13 protein-coding genes are annotated in these 18,831 nt (G+C 65.8%); 10 read left to right on the plus strand and 3 right to left on the minus strand.

Features of this window, described 5'->3' with window-relative positions; genetic code table 11:
- Positions 1–37: 37 nt before the first annotated feature.
- The 9 genes from glgX (at position 38) to AU252_RS17240 (ending at position 13,722) form a co-directional block, all read left to right on the plus strand.
- Positions 38–2,293, plus strand: coding sequence for a glycogen debranching protein GlgX (glgX, locus tag AU252_RS17200; protein WP_058931761.1), 2,256 nt, complete (start codon positions 38–40; stop codon positions 2,291–2,293).
- Positions 2,290–4,638: a malto-oligosyltrehalose synthase gene (gene treY / locus AU252_RS17205; protein ID WP_058931762.1), complete on the plus strand. Its 2,349-nt coding sequence runs from the start codon at positions 2,290–2,292 to the stop codon at positions 4,636–4,638. Before glgX ends, treY begins: the two co-directional genes overlap by 4 nt.
- Complete coding sequence (gene treZ / locus AU252_RS17210; protein WP_058931763.1) at positions 4,635–6,425, plus strand: malto-oligosyltrehalose trehalohydrolase; 1,791 nt, start codon at positions 4,635–4,637, stop codon at positions 6,423–6,425. Before treY ends, treZ begins: the two co-directional genes overlap by 4 nt.
- An 89-nt stretch (positions 6,426–6,514) precedes the next feature.
- Entirely contained in the window at positions 6,515–9,262 is a 2,748-nt protein-coding gene (locus tag AU252_RS17215) for a hypothetical protein (RefSeq protein ID WP_058931764.1), read from the plus strand.
- 91 nt (positions 9,263–9,353) lie between these two features.
- Positions 9,354–10,391, plus strand: coding sequence for an L-glyceraldehyde 3-phosphate reductase (gene mgrA / locus AU252_RS17220; protein ID WP_058931765.1), 1,038 nt, complete (start codon positions 9,354–9,356; stop codon positions 10,389–10,391).
- 158 nt (positions 10,392–10,549) lie between these two features.
- Complete coding sequence (locus AU252_RS17225) at positions 10,550–11,635, plus strand: inositol-3-phosphate synthase (RefSeq protein ID WP_056344223.1); 1,086 nt, start codon at positions 10,550–10,552, stop codon at positions 11,633–11,635.
- Between the two features lie 259 nt (positions 11,636–11,894).
- Positions 11,895–12,218 carry a helix-turn-helix domain-containing protein gene (locus AU252_RS25045; RefSeq protein WP_430929446.1) on the plus strand — a complete coding sequence of 108 codons (324 nt, stop codon included), beginning with the start codon at positions 11,895–11,897 and terminating at the stop codon, positions 12,216–12,218.
- Positions 12,219–12,268: 50 nt separating this feature from the next.
- Complete coding sequence (locus AU252_RS23655) at positions 12,269–13,069, plus strand: IS3 family transposase (protein WP_430929451.1); 801 nt, start codon at positions 12,269–12,271, stop codon at positions 13,067–13,069.
- Between the two features lie 134 nt (positions 13,070–13,203).
- Positions 13,204–13,722 carry a hypothetical protein gene (locus AU252_RS17240; RefSeq protein ID WP_058931767.1) on the plus strand — a complete coding sequence of 173 codons (519 nt, stop codon included), beginning with the start codon at positions 13,204–13,206 and terminating at the stop codon, positions 13,720–13,722.
- Positions 13,723–13,754: 32 nt separating this feature from the next.
- Here the strand turns inward: AU252_RS17240 and AU252_RS17245 are convergent, their stop codons facing one another.
- Both AU252_RS17245 and mshA read right to left on the minus strand, forming a co-directional pair.
- Positions 13,755–15,437 carry a formate--tetrahydrofolate ligase gene (locus tag AU252_RS17245; RefSeq protein ID WP_058931768.1) on the minus strand — a complete coding sequence of 561 codons (1,683 nt, stop codon included), beginning with the start codon at positions 15,435–15,437 and terminating at the stop codon, positions 13,755–13,757.
- A gap of 54 nt (positions 15,438–15,491) precedes the next feature.
- Positions 15,492–16,757 carry a D-inositol-3-phosphate glycosyltransferase gene (gene mshA / locus AU252_RS17250; protein WP_058931769.1) on the minus strand — a complete coding sequence of 422 codons (1,266 nt, stop codon included), beginning with the start codon at positions 16,755–16,757 and terminating at the stop codon, positions 15,492–15,494.
- A 118-nt stretch (positions 16,758–16,875) separates the two neighbouring features.
- Here mshA and AU252_RS17255 point away from each other — a divergent pair, with 118 nt between their 5' ends.
- Positions 16,876–17,400, plus strand: a complete 525-nt coding sequence (locus tag AU252_RS17255; RefSeq protein ID WP_058931770.1) for a GNAT family N-acetyltransferase — start codon at positions 16,876–16,878, stop codon at positions 17,398–17,400.
- Here AU252_RS17255 and AU252_RS17260 read toward each other — a convergent pair.
- Positions 17,397–18,815 carry a 6-phospho-beta-glucosidase gene (locus tag AU252_RS17260; RefSeq protein ID WP_058931771.1) on the minus strand — a complete coding sequence of 473 codons (1,419 nt, stop codon included), beginning with the start codon at positions 18,813–18,815 and terminating at the stop codon, positions 17,397–17,399. The genes AU252_RS17255 and AU252_RS17260 overlap by 4 nt on opposite strands.
- Positions 18,816–18,831 lie beyond the last annotated feature (16 nt).

The raw sequence follows: 18,831 nt of genomic DNA on the forward strand, positions 1-18,831 counted from the left end.
CCACGCACCCGCTGTCGAACAACGATGAGGAGCACGAATGGAAATCTGGCCCGGAACGGCATATCCGCTTGGCGCCACTTTTGACGGGACCGGCACGAACTTCGCTTTGTTCAGCGAACGCGCCGAAAAGATCGAGCTGTGCCTCTTCGATGACGACGGCGTGGAAACCCGGTTCAGGCTCGACGAGGTGGACGGCTACGTCTGGCACGGCTATATCCCGCAGGTCCAGCCCGGCCAGAAATACGGCTACCGCGTCCACGGGCCTTACGATCCGGACTCCGGCAACCGCTTCAACCCCAACAAACTGCTCCTGGACCCCTATGCCAAGGCCGTGCACGGGCAGATGGACTGGGACCCGGCGCTCTTCTCCTACAACCTGGGCGAGCCGGACTCCATCAATAATGATGATTCGGCGCCGCACATGATGATGGGCGTGGTGATCAACCCGTTCTTCGACTGGGACGGCGACCACAACCTGCGCATCCCGTACCACAAGTCGGTCATTTACGAGGCCCACGTCAAAGGACTGACCCAGCTCCACCCGGAGATCCCCGAGGAGCAGCGCGGCACCTACGCCGGCGTGGCACACCCGTCCGTCATCGCGCACCTGCAGAAGCTGGGCATCACCGCGATCGAGCTGATGCCGGTGCACCAGTTCGTCAATGAGGGAAACCTGCAGGACAAGGGCCTGAGCAACTACTGGGGCTACAACACCATCGGCTTCTTCGCGCCGCAGAACACCTACAGCTCCACCGGCGACTCCGGCCATCAGGTCCAGGACTTCAAGGCGATGGTCCGCACCCTGCACCGCGCAGGCATCGAAGTGATCCTGGACGTGGTGTACAACCACACCGCCGAAGGCAACCATCTGGGCCCCACCCTGTCCTTCAAGGGCATCGACAACGCGTCCTACTACCGGCTGATGGAGGGCGACGAGAAGCACTACATGGATTACACGGGTACCGGCAACTCCCTCAACGTCCGCCAGCCCCACTCGCTGCAGCTGCTCATGGACTCGCTGCGGTACTGGGTCACAGAAATGCATGTGGACGGCTTCCGCTTCGACCTCGCCTCCACGCTGGCGCGCGAGTTCTACGACGTTGACAAGCTCTCCACCTTCTTCGAACTCATCCAGCAGGACCCAGTGGTGTCCCAGGTCAAACTGATTGCCGAGCCCTGGGACGTGGGTCCCGGCGGCTACCAGGTGGGCAACTTCCCGCCGCAGTGGACGGAGTGGAACGGCCAGTACCGCGACACGGTCCGGGACTTCTGGCGCGGCGAACCGGCCACGCTGGGGGAATTCGCCTCCCGCATCACCGGCTCTTCGGACCTCTACGAGCACTCGGGCCGCCGCCCCGTGGCGTCGATCAACTTTGTCACCGCCCACGACGGGTTCACGCTGGCTGACCTGGTGTCCTACAACGAGAAACATAACGAGGCCAACGGCGAGGGCAACAACGACGGCGAATCCCACAACCGGTCCTGGAACTGCGGGGCGGAAGGCCCCACGGACGATCCTGCTGTCCTGGGGCTGCGTGCCCGCCAGCAGCGGAACTTCATCGCGTCGCTGCTGCTGTCCCAGGGTGTGCCCATGCTGGCGCACGGTGACGAACTGGGCCGCACGCAGCAGGGCAACAACAACGGCTACTGCCAGGATTCGGAACTGACCTGGATCAACTGGGAGAACATCGACCAGCCCCTCGTTGAATTCACCGCCGCCGTCAACGCGCTCCGCGCCAAGCACCCCACCTTCCGCCGCAGCAAATTCTTCGACGGCAGGCCCGTTCGCCGAGGCGAAGGCGAGCGGCTGCCGGACATCGTATGGCTGGACATGGACGGAACCACCATGCAGCCCGAAGATTGGGACAGCGGGCTGGGCCGCTCTTTTGGCGTTTTCCTCAACGGTGACGGCATCCGGGGCAAGGACACCCGCGGCCGCCGGATCACGGACGTGAACTTCCTGCTTTACTTCAACGCCCACGACGACATGGTCAAGTTCACGCTGCCGGCCGACGAGTACGCGCCCGCTTGGGACATCATCATCGACACCGCCGGCCACAACGCGGACACCGAGCCGGTCCAGGCCGGCGGGGCCCTGCCTGTGGACGCAAAGTCCCTGGTGGTTCTTCGCGCCCACAGTGTTCCTGATGTGGAACCGGACCACTCCGTGGCCGCGTCGCTGGCGGCGCTGACCCAGACGTCCACCAGCGAGACCGAGTCCCTGAGCTCGCCCATGGTGGCCGAACCCGGGAAAACCACGAAAGTCGGGGCCCGGAAGAGCGGCGCCAAGTGAAGGCTCCGGCGTCCACCTACCGGCTCCAGATCCGCAGCAGCTTCACGCTCTTTGATGCGGCTGCGACCGTTCCGTACCTGAAATCACTGGGCGTGGATTGGGTCTACCTGTCTCCGATCCTGACGGCGGAGCGTGGGTCCGATCACGGCTATGACGTGACGGATCCGTCGTCGGTGGATCCGGAGCGGGGTGGCCCGGAAGGGCTGCTTTCCCTTTCGAGGGCCGCGCGGGAGCAGGGCATGGGCGTGCTGGTGGACATCGTCCCCAACCACGTGGGCGTGGCCTCGCCGGCGCAGAACCCGTGGTGGTGGTCGCTGCTGCAGGAAGGGCGCGGCTCGCCTTACGCTGAAGCGTTCGACGTCGACTGGGACTTTGGTGCCGGCCGGATCCGGCTCCCCGTCCTGGGTAGCGAAGACGACCTTGGCCTTCTGGAGGTTGCCGATGGTGAGCTCCGCTATTACGGCCACCGCTTTCCGTTGGCCGCAGGTTCATACTCCGACGGCGACTCTCCGCGGGCTGTGCATGACCGGCAGCATTACGAACTCGTCTCCTGGCGCCGGGCGGACAGTGAGCTGAACTACCGGCGGTTCTTCGCGGTCAACACCCTGGCGGGCATCCGGGTGGAGGACCCCTGGGTCTTCGGCCAGGCCCATGCCGAGGTCAAGCGCTGGTTCGACGCCGGCCTGGTCGACGGGCTGCGCGTGGACCACCCGGACGGCCTGGCGGACCCTGCCGGGTATCTTCGCTGGCTCAAGGACCTCAGCGGCGGAGCCTACGTCCTGGTGGAGAAGATCCTGGAGTCGGGGGAGGAGCTGCCGCCGGAATTCGCCTGCGAGGGAACCACCGGCTACGACGCCCTGGCCGACCTGGACCGCCTGCTGGTGGATCCGGCCGGCGAGGCTGCACTGGACGCGTTGGATGCACAGCTCCGCCCCGGCGAGCCTGCGGACTATGCGGCCATGATCCTGGGGACCAAGCGTGCCGTGGCGGACGGCATGCTGCGGTCCGAGATCCTGCGGCTGGCACGCCTTGTTCCCGCTTCCGCGGGCCCGCCGCCGGGTCTTTCCGAGGACGTTGCGGCGGATGCCCTGGCGCAGGTCATCGCGGCCTTCCCCGTGTACCGCACCTACCTTCCCACGGGTGAGGACGTGCTGCGCGAGGCCTGCGCGGCGGCGGCCCGCCAGCGCCCTGACCTGGCCAATGTGCTGGACGTGCTGCTGCCCCTGCTGCTGAAGCCCGAGACTGAACTGGGCCGACGTTTCCAGCAGACGTCCGGCATGGTGATGGCCAAGGGCGTGGAGGACACGGCCTTCTACCGCTACACCCGGCTGGGGACACTGACCGAAGTGGGAGCGGACCCGTCCCACTTCTCCCTTGCCCCGGAAGAATTCCACCGGCGGATGGCCGAGCGCCAGGAGTCCCTGCCGCTGTCCATGACCACATTGACCACCCACGACACCAAACGCAGCGAGGACACCCGGGCACGGATCTCCGTGATCGCTGAGCTGCCGGACGAGTGGGCCGCAACCCTGGACACCCTTCGCGGGCTCGCCCCGGTGCCCGACGGCCCGTTCGAGAACCTGCTGTGGCAGGCGGTCATCGGTGCGTGGCCGGCGTCGCGGGAACGGCTGCATGCCTATGCGGAGAAGGCGGCCCGGGAAGCAGCCAATTCCACCACCTGGACGGATCCGGACGAAAAGTTCGAAGCACGGGTTAAGGCAGCGGTGGACGCAGTGTTCGACGACGCCAAGGTCACCACGGCGATCGAGGACTTCGTCGCCAGGACGGATGACTTTGCCGCTTCCAACTCGCTGTCCCTGAAGCTGCTCCAGCTGACCATGCCGGGGGTACCGGACGTCTACCAGGGCACCGAATTCCGGGACCGCTCGCTGGCCGACCCGGACAATAGGCGGGGAGTTGACTTCAAGCGCCGTGAAACCGCCCTTGCCGCACTGGATGCCGGCACAAGTCCGGCGGACTTCCGGGACGAGGCCGCGAAACTGCTGCTGACCTCCCGGGCGCTGCGCCTCCGCCGGGATCGGCCCGAACTCTTCGAGGGCTACCGGCCCGTTCTGGCTTCCCACGCTGCGGCGGACCACCTGGTGGCCTTCGACCGCGGGGCGGACAGCGCTGGCGGCGCGCCCGGTGCGTTGACCCTTGCGACGCGGCTTCCCGTCGGACTGGAACGCGCCGGCGGGTGGCGGGATACCGCCGTCGAACTTTCCACCGCCATGCGGGACGAACTCACGGGACGGACGCACGGCCCCGGCCCGGTGCCGGTGGCCGGCATCCTCCAGCAATTCCCTGTGGCGCTTCTCGCGCCCGTGATCGGAGACAACGCATGAGCCTGACGCACCACGGTTCCGGCCGGTTCGATGTCTGGGCCCCGGACGCCTCGGCCGTCTCGCTGCTCGCCAACGGGCACCAATACCCCATGAAGCAGGTGGCGGGAGTCCCCGGCGCAGATGGCTGGTGGTCCGCGCCGGAAGCGCCGGCTGACGCAGATGTGGATTACGGCTACCTACTCGACGGCGACGCCCACCCGCTGCCGGACCCGCGGTCCCGCCGCCTCCCGGACGGCGTCCACACGCTGTCCCGCACCTACGATCCCGCCTCCTACGCCTGGCAGGACGCCGGCTGGCAGGGGAAGGAACTGCGCGGCTCGGTCATCTACGAACTCCACGTGGGAACCTTCACGCCCGCGGGAACACTCGATGCAGCCGCGGACAAGCTCGGCTACCTCGCGGACCTCGGCATCGATTTCGTCGAGCTGTTGCCGGTCAACGGATTCAACGGAACCCACAACTGGGGCTACGACGGCGTCCAGTGGTTCGCGGTCCACGAAGGCTACGGCGGTCCCTCGGCCTACCAGCGTTTTGTGGACGCCGCCCACGCCGCCGGGCTGGGAGTCATCCAGGATGTGGTTTACAACCACCTGGGACCCAGCGGCAACTACCTGTCCAGATTCGGCCCATACCTCAAGCAGGGCGACGCCAACACGTGGGGCGATTCGGTCAACCTCGATGGCCCGGGGTCCGACGTCGTGCGTGAATACATCCTGGACAACGCTGCGCTGTGGCTTCGCGACTATCACGTGGACGGCCTGCGGCTGGATGCCGTCCACGCGCTGCGCGACGAGCGGGCCGTGCACCTCCTGGAAGAGTTCGGCGCGCTGGGCGATGCGATCTCCGCGGAGACCGGGCTTCCCAAGACGCTCATCGCGGAATCGGACCTGAACAATCCGCGGCTGATCTACCCCCGCGACGCCAACGGCTACGGCCTCGCCGGGCAGTGGAGCGACGACTTCCACCACGCGGTGCACGTCAGCGTCAGCGGCGAGACCGCTGGGTATTACGGCGACTTCGCGTCGCTCGGCGTCCTGGCCAAGGTCCTCAAGGACGGTTTTCTGCACGACGGCAGCTATTCCAGCTTCCGCGGACGCCATCACGGCCGGCCCATCAACACCTCGCTGGTCCACCCCGCGGCCCTGGTGGTGTGCAGCCAGAACCACGACCAGATCGGCAACCGGGCCATCGGGGACAGGCTGTCCCAGTCCCTGTCGTACGGGCCGCTGGCTGTGGCCGCAGTGCTGACGCTGACCTCGCCGTTTACGCCCATGCTGTTTATGGGCGAGGAATTCGGGGCCTCCACGCCCTGGCAGTTTTTCACTTCGCATCCCGAGCCGGAGCTGGGCAAGGCGACGGCGGAGGGCAGGATCCGCGAGTTCGAGCGCATGGGGTGGGATCCCGCCGTCGTCCCAGATCCGCAGGATCCCGAAACGTTCCGGCGCTCCAAACTCAACTGGGCGGAGGCCGCCGACGGTGACCACGCGCGCCTCCTGTCGCTGTACCGCTCGTTGACCGCGCTGCGGCGTGCTTACCCCGAACTGGCCGGCCTGGGATTCGCGGAAACGGACGTAACGTTCGACGACGACGCCGGCTGGTTGCGTTTCCGGCGCGGGTCCGTGGAGGTACTGCTGAACTTCTCGGCGTCGCCTGTGCGCGTGGACGGTGTGCGGGGCACGGTGCTGCTGTCGACGGACCAGACTTCTTCGCTGGACGGGGATGCGTTCCTGGTCTCGGCGCACAGTGGGGCGGTGCTGGCTACTGGGGCAGAAGTAGCCTCGAGTTAACGTAGACACTGGTGGTACCTGGGCGTACCATTCGCGTACTGACCAGCCGTGATGGGCGGCTCGGTGGTGTGCGGGCGATGGAGGCCGTCATGGGTTACCCGGTGAACAACGCGTCCAAGGTTCCTGCCACGCTTGAACTCCGGATCCATGGCATCCGCAATACCCCGCCCCATGAACTCCTCCGCTGCGAAGTCGCCGACGTCACCAGGGTTCAGGGCGACGAACTCGGCGGTTTCTTTACGACAAAGGCTCCCTCTGCGGGGCCAACTTATGTGGAAGCCTACAGCTGGGGAAAGCTGGCACGGACGGCGCCGGTCGCCAGTACTTTTGGCAAGATCGGTGCCGTTGCAAGCAATCTGGCCTGGTTTTTGCTGCTGCCCTTCGGTCTGGCTAATGCGGCCTACTGGGCGCGCCGACTACAAAAGGACGGGCCAAAGGGAGGCAGCCAACTAGCGGCAGGCAACGGAGCGGGAACGGTGCGACTGTTTGCCTTGCTTCTGAGTGTGTTCTACACCGCGGCGCTGTGCACGGTGGCCTTCGACCTGCTGGCGGTGCAATGCTTCCGCCGCCTCGAGGGTGTGCCAGGCGTGTCGGTCTGCAACCAACTTCCTGGTCCTGCTGACATGCTTCGGAACATGACTCGAGGGCAGCGACTTACCGTTATGGCGTCAGTGCCGTTGCTGGGCATGGGTCTACTGTTCGCAATTTCCCTTTTGTCCAACGCCAAATACCGACGGCGTACACTGCGTGCCGAAGCTCGCGGCTCGGAGGAAACTGTAGCTGGCGCCGTTAAGCCGCCCATTCTTGCCGCTTCCGGATTCTGGGATCGAAGGTTCGTTTCTTCGTCCACAGGAGTCCTTCACATCGCGGCGTGCTTTTCGTTCGTAGCGCTGCTGATTAACGCAGACTCCGTCGCCGCTGTGCGGTCACCCGAATGCACCGGTGCAGGCCAGTGGTTCAACCCCGGCTGTATTTCTGAACCCCTGCGCCGCACGGGTGAACGTGCGGTGGAAATGGCGCTCCTCGTGGCAGGCGGCCTTTTGCTGCTCATGGTGGTCGTTTTGGTTGTGTCGTGGTCATCGGAAGTCCGTGCACCGGTCGAAACGGCGCTCAAGCGCAAGCAAGCCGCGGGCTTGGTCATGGTGGCTGTGGTGCTGCATCTGGCTGTAACACTCGGCATCGCCTGCTTGGCGACGCCGGACGACACAGTCACCCGGGCCTTCGCCGGCACCCGCGTGGCGCCTCTATTACTCCTCGCGCTGCTGACCATCCTGAGTTTGTCGGCTGCCGTGACGCGCTCAGGGGTGCGGGCGAGCAGGGCGTTCGTGCTGATCTCGATTTCCACGGCAGCCTTGCTGGCCTGGTCCCTCATCCCCGGAAACGACCTCATTCTTCTCGTTCCAGTTGTGGCGGGGCTGGTGCTGGCCGCGGACCTCCTCAGAATGCGCCGGCGCAGCATTGCCGTTTTCGAGCACGAAGGTTGGTTCGGCTTTGGGCCCGGGGTATTCATGCTCCTGGCGGTCATGTTTGCCTCGTTCCTTAGCGGGAGCCTTGTGGTGGGCGTCGCCGAATTTCTGCGGAGTCCGCGAACTGTGGGCCAGGTCCTCGCGCAGAATCCGGTATGGCGATCTGTCACCGAGAGCACCGCGCTGGGTGAAATCACTGTGCCCACGGCGTACCGGATGTTTGCGGGTGTCCTGCTGGTGGCCATCGTGGTTGCCGTGTCAGTGGTTGCCTTTTGGGCCGTGGTGCATCTGTTCAAACGCCGCATCATTGCGTACCCGAGCGCCTATGATTCCGGCGTCGGGATGCCTCCCGGCGAGCCCGGGGAATTCAGGCCCCGCAAGACGCCGGAATCGCTTGAGCCGCGCCTACAAAGGGTGGCAGACAGGCAGAGGTGGTCCTCCTTGGCGCAGCGCGGTGAGCCTGCCGTCTGGATCGTGGTCCTCCTGGTGTGGTTGGCCGTGACAGTCAGCCTGGCCGCCAGCGCGGCGCGAGGCCGCACGCCCAACGATTCCGCACTGCAGGCGTGGTTTGATGACGTTGCCGTATTCGTGAACCTGAATCTCGCCGGCTGGGGAGTCGTGGCAGGTGCTGTCCTGGTGCTGGGGCTCGCCATCGGAAACGCCGCGTCCTCCAAGGACCGGCCGCTATCGCTCATTTGGGACATCATCTGTTTCCTTCCCCGGGCAGCGCATCCCTTTGCACCCCCCTGCTATGGCGAACGGGTGGTACCGGAACTCAGCGACAGGATGGCCGCATGGTTACAGCCGGCAAACCGGAAAGACGCCCAGATTGTGGTTTCGGCACATAGCCTCGGTGCCGTCCTGGCCATCGCTGCTTTGTTTCATCTGAAGGCGACGTCGCCGGAAACGGACTTCACTAGGATCCGCCTGCTCACGTACGGGGTCCAGCTCCGGTCCTACTTCGGGCGGTTCTTTCCCGAATTGCTGGGACCAGCCGTTGTCAGCACAGCGCCGTCGGCAGGTCCCGCCTTACGTCGGGCAGATCCGTGGAACACTCAGGTTTCACGGGATTTCGTCCTGGCCAACCAAGTGCACGTGACTGAGCATGGGAAATACACGCTGGCGTCCCTGCTCAACGGGGATTGGGGCAATGCGGAACCCAGCGCGCCACGAAATCACTGGATCAATATCTGGCGCCGCACCGACTATCTGGGTTTTCCCATCGATTCCTTCTGCACCGGCCCGGGGCAGCGGGACTGCATTGCCGAGGAGTTTGAGCCCGACGGTTACATGGAGGAAGTTGCGACTCACGGGAATTATCTGTCGACGGCTGCGTACACCACGGCCAGGAACGCCCTGATTTCCACCTGATCCGCCGGCGCCGCCGGCGCTGCCGGCTCCGCGGCCGTAACCCGGGGCCTTGCGGTCTGTAGCGCGCGTCACAGATGGCAGGATGGTATGTATGACTTATTCAGCCGCGGAAGACCGCTATGAATCCATGCCCTACCGCCGCGTCGGACGCAGCGGACTGAAGCTGCCGGCCATTTCCCTTGGCCTGTGGCACAACTTCGGCGACGACAAGCCCTTCGAAGTGCAGCGCGCCATCCTGCGTCGCGCCTTCGATCTGGGCGTCACCCACTTCGACCTCGCAAACAACTACGGTCCGCCCTACGGCGCCGCCGAAACCAACTTCGGCCGCCACTTCAAGGACGACTTCAAGCCGTACCGCGACGAACTCATCATCTCCAGCAAGGCCGGCTACGACATGTGGCCGGGCCCGTACGGCAACTTTGGCTCCGGCAAGTACCTGCTGGCCAGCCTGGACCAGTCCTTGGAGCGCATGGGCCTGGATTACGTGGACATCTTCTACAGCCACCGCCCGGATCCGGAAACGCCGATGGAAGAGACCATGGGCGCGCTGGACCACGCAGTCCGCTCGGGCAAGGCCCTGTACGCGGGTATCTCGTCCTACACCCCGGCCCAGACTCTCGAGGCGGCGCGGATCCTGAAGGAACTGGGCACGCCGCTGCTGATCCACCAGCCGAGCTACTCCATGCTGAACCGCTGGACCGAGAACGGCAGCCCCAACCTCTACGAGGCCCTGGAGCAGGTGGGCGCCGGCTGCATCGCCTTCTCGCCGCTGGCCCAGGGAATGCTCACGGGCCGCTACCTCAACGGCGTGCCCGCGGATTCCCGGGCAGCGCAGCACAAGTCCCTGGACGAAGCCATGATCACTCCCGAGAACCTGGACCGCGTCCGCGGGCTCCACCGGATCGCCGAGGGCCGGGGCCAGACCCTCGCGCAAATGGCGATCGCCTGGATCCTCCGCGAGCAGGGCAAGGGCTCCTCCGTGACATCCGCACTCGTCGGCGCTTCCAGCGTCCGGCAACTGGAAGACACCCTGTCCGCCATCAACAACCTGGACTTCACCGCAGACGAGGTCAATGCCATCGACGAGTTCGCCGTCGAGTCGGACATCAACCTATGGAAGCAGAAGTAACAACGTAACGCTTCAACTGACGGGGGCCGGGAACAATCCCGGCCCCCGCTTGGTTGGGTAAGATGAAAAGGCGCCGAATGGCGCACTGCCAGCGTGCCGCCGTCGTACTTTCAGGTACTGACCGTCCTGGCGGCTGAAGTTGTCTTCAAAGGAGCTCCGTGTCTGCAAATCCGATTCGTGTTGCCATCGTTGGTGTGGGTAACTGCGCCGCCTCGCTCGTCCAGGGCGTGCAGTATTACCGTGACGCCGATCCCCAGGCCACGATCCCGGGTCTGATGCACGTGGAGTTCGGCAAGTACCACGTCAACGATGTCCAGTTTGTTGCCGCTTTTGATGTTGACGGCAAGAAGGTGGGCGTGGACCTCGCCGACGCCATCCTGGCCAGCGAGAACAACACCATCAAGATCGCCGACGTGCCCCCCACCGGCGTGACCGTCCAGCGCGGCCACACCCTGGACGGGCTCGGCAAGTACTACCTCGAGACCATCGAACAGTCCGCCGAAGAGCCCGTTGACATCGTCGCCGCGCTCCGCGAATCCAAGGCCGACGTTATGGTCTGCTACCTCCCGGTTGGGTCCGAGGATGCAGCGCACTTCTACGCGCAGGCTGCCATCGACGCCGGCGTGGCGTTCGTCAACGCCCTCCCCGTGTTCATCGCCGGCACCAAGGAATGGGCCGACAAGTTCACCGCCGCCGGCGTGCCGATCGTGGGCGACGACATCAAGAGCCAGATCGGTGCCACCATCACGCACCGGGTTATGGCCAAGCTCTTCGAAGACCGCGGCGTCACCCTGGACCGCACGTACCAGCTGAACGTCGGCGGCAACATGGACTTCAAGAACATGCTGGAGCGCGACCGCCTCGAGTCCAAGAAGATCTCCAAGACCCAGGCCGTGACCTCCAACGTTGAAGCCGACATTGCACCGCGCAACGTCCACATCGGCCCGTCCGACTACGTCCAGTGGCTCGACGACCGCAAATGGGCCTTCGTCCGCCTCGAAGGCCGCAACTTCGGCGATGCCCCCGTGTCGCTGGAATACAAGCTCGAAGTCTGGGACTCACCCAACTCCGCCGGCGTGATCATCGACGCCATCCGTGCCGCCAAGATCGGCCTGGACCGCGGCATCGGCGGCCCGCTGCTCTCCGCCTCCAGCTATTTCATGAAGTCCCCGCCGGAGCAGTTCAACGACGACCTCGCCCGTGAAAAGGTAGAGGCCTTCATCCGCGGCGACCTGGAGCGCTAACCAAGCTCCACCCCGTATTGCGGACGCTCCCTCACCTTGAACTGCTCCCCGGAAGTTGGACTGAGAAATTCAGTTCCGACTTCCGGGGAGCAGTTTTATGCATGCACGTAGTTCATTGTCTGAGGCGCAGCGCGAGGCGGCTGTAGCGTTGTTTGAGAAGGGTGTGGGGTATGGGTCGGCGGCTCGGTCGCTCGATGCGGCTCGTGTGCCGGTTAGGGCCCTGTATGGGCGGTGGAGGATTCATGGGCAAGGAGTGCTGGTGAGCAGGCCGGCGAAGTCGTACTCGTTTGAGTTTAAGCGCGCTCTGGTGGAGCGGTTCCTCGCGGGTGAGTCCGGCCCGGCTCTGGCAGTGGAGGCGGGTTTGGCCTCGCGTGAGCTGCTGCAGAAGTGGGTCCGGGCGTATCGGCTGGACGGTGAGGACGGGTTGCGGCCAAAGCCCAAAGGCAGACCGCGGAAACCCGATTCCCCGCCACCCGCGGAGCTGCCCGAGCTTGAGCGGTTGCGGCGGGAGAACGAGCGGCTGCGCGCTGAGGTGGCGTACCTGGGAAAACTGCGGGCCTTGAGGGAACAGGGACGTCGGTAAAGGTTCAAGCCGTCGTTTCCCTCAAGGCTGACTATCCGCTTGGTGTCCTGTTGGACGTCGCCGGGCTGGCCAGATCCACGTTCTTCTATCACCAGGCCCGGATCCAGGGGCCCGACCCGCAAGAGAAGCTCAAAGCGGCGGTCACGGAGATCTTCGAGACGAACCATGGCCGGTACGGGCACCGGCGGGTCCATACGGAGCTGGTCAAGCAAGGATGGACGGTCGCGAAGAAGACCGTGCTGAAGCTGATGCAGGCACTCGGACTGGCCTGCAAGGTCCGGCGCAGGAAGCGCTACAACTCCTACCGGGGCGAACAGGGCGCGGTAGCGCCCAACGTGCTGAACCGGGAGTTCGAGGCTGATGCACCGAACCAGAAGTGGGTTACCGATGTGACGGAGTTCAGCGTCGGCGACCGGAAGCTTTACCTTTCACCGGTCATGGACCTCTTCGACCGGCAGATCATTTCTTACTCTCTGGGCTTGTCGCCGAACCTGGCGCTCACCAACGATTCCCTGCGTGAGGCCCTGACCTGCCTGCAGCCCGGTCAGCAGCCGCTGGTGCACTCGGACCAGGGTTTCCAGTACCGCCACGCGTCCTGGCGCACCCTCATCGAGGGCGCCGGCGGGGTGCAATCAATGTCCCGCAAGGGCAATTGCTACGACAACGCCGTCATGGAGAACTTCTTCGGTCACCTCAAGGAAGAACTCTTCCACCGCGTCCGATTCCTCAACACCGACGCACTGGCAGCTGCAATCGAGGAATACATCCACTGGTACAACACCAAAAGAATCTCAACAAAGCTCAAGGGCCTAAGCCCGGTGCAATACCGTGCCCAGGCCCTTGCAGCTTAGGATCCTATTTGGCCAGTCCAACTTCCGGGGACCAGTTCACCTGCGTGGTGGGGGAGCGTTTTGCATGGGTGCCCCCGGCGTTCCCGGCGCTACACTGAGCCGAGACCGGACTGGTCGCTGAATTGGGGAGCAGCATGAAGTGGTGGCTCAAATTTGTCATCGGGGTGGTGTCGGTCCTGGTCATCCTCGGTGCCGCTATTGCCGGGTTTCTTGCCCTGGACTACAACAAAAGCGCGGCCGCAGCCCCCCGAGTCAGGGCAGCCGCGGACCAGTTCATCGTCGCAGACGGGTGGACGCTGACGACGGAGAACATCAAGGAACCGGGAGCGTATTGCGTCGCGGTCCGCTGCCCGGGCATCCAAAGGATCTGGGAGCGTTACGATGCTCCGAAGGCTGAATCAGTTATTCGGATGATCACGGACTCCGGCTATCTTCTGAAGTTATCCGAGTGCCTCGACTATTCGGTCGACGAACAGAGCCCCGTCGAAAACGGCATCCAGAACTATGGATGCCAGACCACGCCGGTTAGGGACTTTCGGACACAGGTCTATGTTTCCATCGGCCGCGATTGGAACGCTCCACCCGGGTCAGCGGAGCCGGAGTATGTGTATCGGATGGTTCTGCTGGTCAGCAGAGTCAGCTCTACCGACTGAGCTGCGACCCGGGACGCCTGGTTAGGGATAGGTCAGGAGAGGCCTACCGGGTTGCCGGCGTCGTCCACGTCCATGCGCATTGCGGCGGGGGCGGCGGGGAGGCCCGGCATCGTCATGACGGCGCCGGTCAGGGCCACGATGAAACCCGCGCCGGTCTTCGGGATAAGGTCGCGGACGTGCACAGTGAAGCCTTTGGGAGCCCCCAGCCGGGAGGCATCATCCGTAAAGGAGTACTGGGTCTTGGCCATGCAGACGGGAAGCCCTGACCAGCCGTTCTTTTCGATCTCGGCCAGGCGCTTCAGGGCGGGGACGGAGAATTCCACACCGTCGGCGCCGTAGATCTCCTGCGCTATGGTCCGGATTTTCTCCTCCACTGGCAGGTCCAAGGGATACAGATGGTGGAAGCTGTTCGGCGCAGCAACCGCGGACGCTACCTTCGCGGCCAGCTCGTCTCCGCCGTCTCCGCCGCCGCCCCGGCCCCAGACGTCCGCCACGGCGGCCTGGACCCCCTCCGCCGCACACCATTCCAGCAGCCAGTCCAATTCCTCCTCGGTGTCGGACGAAAACCTGTTGATGGCCACGACCGGAGCCACCCCGAACTTCTCCACGTTGTGTAGGTGCCGCCGGAGATTCGCGACGCCGGCCTGCAGTGCCTCGAGGTCGGGTTCCGTCAGCCGGTCCTTGGGCACGCCGCCGTGCATCTTGAGCGCACGGACGGTGGCCACAACCACAACGGCGGACGGCGCCACGTCCGCGATCCGTGCCTTGATGTCCATGTACTTTTCGGCGCCGAGGTCGGCGCCGAAGCCGGCCTCGGTGACCACGATGTCCGCGAGCCGCCGGGCCGTCTGGGTGGCGATCAGCGAATTGCAGCCGTGCGCGATGTTGGCGAACGGCCCGCCGTGGACCAGCGCGGGCGTGCCGGCGATGGTCTGCACCAGGTTGGGCTTGATGGCTTCCTTCAGGAGCAGGGTCAGGGCACCCTGGACGCCGAGGTCCGCCACGGTGACCGGATCCCGCGAGTACGTGTAGCCGAACGTGATCCTGCCCAGGCGCTCGCGGAGGTCAGCCAGGCTGGTGGCCAGGCAGAAAACCGCCATGATCTCCGAGGCCACCGTGATGTCGAAGCCGTCCTGCCGGGGGACACCCTGGGTGGGCCCGCCGAGGCCGATGATCACCTCGCGGAGCGACCTGTCATTCATGTCCAGGACCCGTTTGAACGTCATCCTCCGGGGGTCGATGTTCAGCTCGTTGCCCTGGTAGATGTGGTTGTCCACGAGCGCCATCAGGGCATTGTTCGCAGACGTCACAGCATGGAAATCACCGGTGAAGTGCAGGTTGATCTCGTCCATCGGCAGCACCTGGGAGTAGCCGCCCCCGGTAGCCCCGCCTTTCATCCCCAGGATGGGGCCCAGCGACGGTTCACGCAGCGCGATCATCACCTTGTGCCCGGCCCGGGCCAGCGAATCGGCCAGACCCACCGTGGTGGTGGACTTCCCCTCACCGGCGGGCGTGGGCGACATCGCCGAGACCAGCACTACCTTCCCGGCGGGCTCCGGCGCCGCCAGGAGGGAAGGATCTACCTTCGCCTTGTACCGCCCGTAGAGTTCCAGCGCGGCGGCGTTGATGCCGGCGGCAGCCGCAATCTCCTCGATGGGCCTCATGGTGGCCTGCCGTGCGATCTCGAGGTCACTGAGGGAATTCCGTTCAGACATCCTTGTCCTTTGGTTGGGGGCCGGGTACTAAAGGCCGACGGCGGCTGCCCGTCGCTAAGGTGCCGGCACCGCCGGGATCAGCCGGCTGGCCAGCTGTTGTTCGACGGCGGCGTGGTACGTTTCCAGCGTGATGGCGGCAGTGCGGTTCCACCCCAGGTTCTCCGCCCGGATGGCCGCGGCCCGCCCCATATCGGCACGGGTGTCCGGATCGTCGTACATCGCTTCGAGCGCGTCCGCCCAGTCCTTGGCATGGTGCCCGTCCACCAGCAGCCCGGTCCGGCCATGGCAGATGGCGCGGGACAGCCCGCCCACCCGGGTGCCCACCACGGGCGTCCCGCAGGCCTGCGCTTCGATGGCCACCAGCCCGAACGATTCGCTGTAGGAAGGCATCACCACAACGTCGGCCGCCCGGAACCAGGACGCCAGGTCAGCCGCGCTGACCGGGGGAAGGTGCGTGACGACGTCGTCCATCCCAGACTCAGCGATGAGGTGCCGGAGGTTGAAGTCCTTGTTTCCGCTGAGGGCACCCAGGATGGTGAGCCGGAGATCGATCTCGGGCCGCCGGGCGCGCAGCAGGGCCGCGGCCTTGAGAAGGACCTGCGGGCCCTTCAGCCGCTGGATGCGGCCGGCGAAGACCAGGTGGAATGTCTCCGGCGAAACACCCCGTTCGGCCCGGGAACGCGCGCGGAAGGCGGGAGTGAAGGTGCTGAGGTCCACGCCCGGCGGTGCGACGTCGATCCGGTCGTAATCGGCATCGTAGTGGGACACCAGCTCTTCGGCTTCGGCGGTGGTGTTGGCGATCAGGCGGGCGGCGCCGTCGACGATCCGGTGCTCGCCCTCTTCGCGCCGCCGCGGCTCGGGCTGTTCGCCTGACTCCAGCAGGAGGTTTTTGACTTTTGCCATGGTGTGCATGGTGTGGACCAGCGGCACACCCCAGAGCTCCGAGAGCTCCAGGCCGGCGATCCCGGACACCCAATAGTGCGAATGGATGACGTCGTAGCGGCCGTGCGGCTGGCGCTGGCGGATCTGCTCGATCTCGGCCACCATATGGTGCAGCAGCCCCGGCAGTTCTTCCTTGGGGATCTTCCGCGGCGGCCCGGCCAGCACGTTGTGGACGCACACACCGGGGTCCGGATGTTCGACGGCGGCCTGCTTGGCTGACGTGGAGCGCGTGAAGATCTCCACCTCTACGCCGGTCTCGGCGAGCGCGGAGGCCAGTTCCCGGATGTAGACGTTCATGCCGCCGGCGTCGCCGGAGCCTGGCTGCTCCATCGGGGAGGTGTGGAGGGAGAGTAACGCGACCCTGCGGATCAATGTCATGGCTTCTCCTCCCACCGCTGGCGCGGCGTGGGCCCCGCTGTTGCCCACTCGGTAAAACACTACTCCAGCCGCTCCCGGGCGGCCTCCCCGCACGTGGCCGGCTGCTAACGTGGCGCGGGTGAATGCAGCCACAACACCGCACAGTTCCGCAGAATATTCGATCCGCCCCGCCACGGACGCCGACTGGCCCGGCATGTGGGCCGTATTGGAGCCAGTCATCCGGTCGGGCGAGACGTTCACCTGGGACCGGGACACAACTGAGGCCGACGCCCGGGCCCGCTGGTTCAAGGATGCCCCCGGCCAGGCGTTTGTGGCCGTGACGGCCGACGGCGGCGTGATGGGCACGGGCGAGCTGCATCCCAACCAGGGCGGCGCGGGCAGCCACGTGGCCAACGCCGGCTACATGGTCCACAGCGGCCACGGCGGCAAAGGCGTGGCACGGGCTTTGTGCGCCTACTCCCTGGAGGCGGCCCGGGACGCGGGCTTCCGGGCCATGCAGTTCAACGCCGTGGTGGAAAGCAATGTCCGCGCGGTGGCCGCATGGCAGGCAATGGGCTTCGAAATCCTCGCCACCATTCCCGAGGCGTTCAAGCACCCGACGCTAGGATACGTGGGCCTGCACGTGATGTACCGGAAGCTCTAGCCGCGCCAAAGCCCCAGCAGCGAAGGGAACTCGCGCTCGTAGCCGGCCAGCAGCTTGGCGCCGAGGGCAGGGGAGTCCACCAGGGGATGCCGGCCGAAAGCGTCGACGGCGGCCGCCCGGTCGCCGTGCGTCGCTGCCCGGACGGTGAGCCGCTCAACGTCTTTGACGCGCCGGAGGAGGGTGAGTTGCTCCGCTCCCGGAGCTGACTGCGGAAGCGGCACCGCGCCGTCGGGCGTTACGGTGCAGGGGATCTCGACGACGGCGTCCGCCGGCAGTCCCGGAATGGCCGGTTCCGGGGCGGTGCTGGCGGGGGCGGTCGCTCCGCCAGGATCGGACGGAAGCGTGTTGGGCGTGTTGAGGATGAGCTGGGCGTCGCCTGCCCCCGCCAACGCGCGCATAACGGCCAGGGCGACGCGTTCGTAGCCGCCGCCGGCGAGGTCGTCCTCGTCGCGCTGCTCGCCGTGGGTCCGCGCCTCGGCGAGGTAGCCTTCCTCCCGCGAGCGCCGGGCCGCGTCCCACAGTGTGAAGGCATCCGCCCCGGCAGAGGTGAGCCGCGGATACAGCTCAGCCTGCTGGTGGTGGATTGATTCCCCGCGGGTCTGGGCCATGGCGCGCATGGCCTCCGCGGCGCTGTCCCGCTGGTAGTAGTAATAGAGGTATTCGTTGGGCAGGGCGCCAAGGTTTTTGAGGAACGGCTGCGGGAAGAGCCGGCCTTCCTCGAAGGTAGTGAGGGCAGCGGCGTCTGTCAGCAGTGCGGGCAGCAGATCCTGGCCGCCGGCCTCCAGCCGGTAGAGCCAGCCCAGATGGTTCAGACCGTAGTAGCCCACTCCGTCGAGCGTTCCGTCCGGCAGCGGCAGGCCGGCGGCGCGGGCCGCCCGGTGCACCAGCCCGCCCGCGGAATCGCAGATCCCGATGACCTTCCGGCCGAGGACGGGCAGCAGGGCTTCGGTGACCATGCCGGCCGGGTTGGTGAAGTTGATCAGCCAGGCGTCCGGGCAGAACTCCTTCATCTTCCGCGCCAGATGCAGCATCTCGGGGATGGTGCGCAGCGCGTAGGAGATGCCGCCCGCGCCGGTGGTCTCCTGGCCGAGCAGGCCAAGGTCCTGGGCCACGCGTTCGTCCTTGATCCGGCCGGCTGTGCCGCCGGGACGGATGGCCGCGAACACCAGGTCTGTACCCGCCAGGGCCTCCGGCAGGGACGTGGTGGTGCGCACGGCGGGCGGCTGGGCACCTGCCTGAGCACCGCCGTCGGATTCGGGCATGGCGCGCAGCACCGCGCTGATGGCGGTGAGGCGGGCGGGGTCGACGTCGAACAGCACCAGTTCGTTGACCAGCCCCGCAAACGCGCCGGACGCCAGAGCCCGGTAGACAAGCGGCACACGGAATCCGCCGCCGCCGGCAATCATAAGCCGCATAGTCAGCAGTCTAGGG

This window comes from Pseudarthrobacter sulfonivorans (assembly GCF_001484605.1).
Classification (GTDB): domain Bacteria; phylum Actinomycetota; class Actinomycetes; order Actinomycetales; family Micrococcaceae; genus Arthrobacter; species Arthrobacter sulfonivorans_A.

Coding starts and splice junctions, on each gene's coding strand:
- glgX (WP_058931761.1), top strand. CDS start 38: ATGGAAATCTGGCCCGGAACGGCATATCCGCTTGGCGCCACTTTTGAC.
- treZ (WP_058931763.1), top strand. CDS start 4,635: ATGAGCCTGACGCACCACGGTTCCGGCCGGTTCGATGTCTGGGCCCCG.
- AU252_RS17215 (WP_058931764.1), top strand. CDS start 6,515: ATGGGTTACCCGGTGAACAACGCGTCCAAGGTTCCTGCCACGCTTGAA.
- mgrA (WP_058931765.1), top strand. CDS start 9,354: ATGACTTATTCAGCCGCGGAAGACCGCTATGAATCCATGCCCTACCGC.
- AU252_RS17240 (WP_058931767.1), top strand. CDS start 13,204: ATGAAGTGGTGGCTCAAATTTGTCATCGGGGTGGTGTCGGTCCTGGTC.
- AU252_RS17245 (WP_058931768.1), bottom strand. CDS start 15,437: ATGTCTGAACGGAATTCCCTCAGTGACCTCGAGATCGCACGGCAGGCC.
- mshA (WP_058931769.1), bottom strand. CDS start 16,757: ATGACATTGATCCGCAGGGTCGCGTTACTCTCCCTCCACACCTCCCCG.
- AU252_RS17260 (WP_058931771.1), bottom strand. CDS start 18,815: ATGCGGCTTATGATTGCCGGCGGCGGCGGATTCCGTGTGCCGCTTGTC.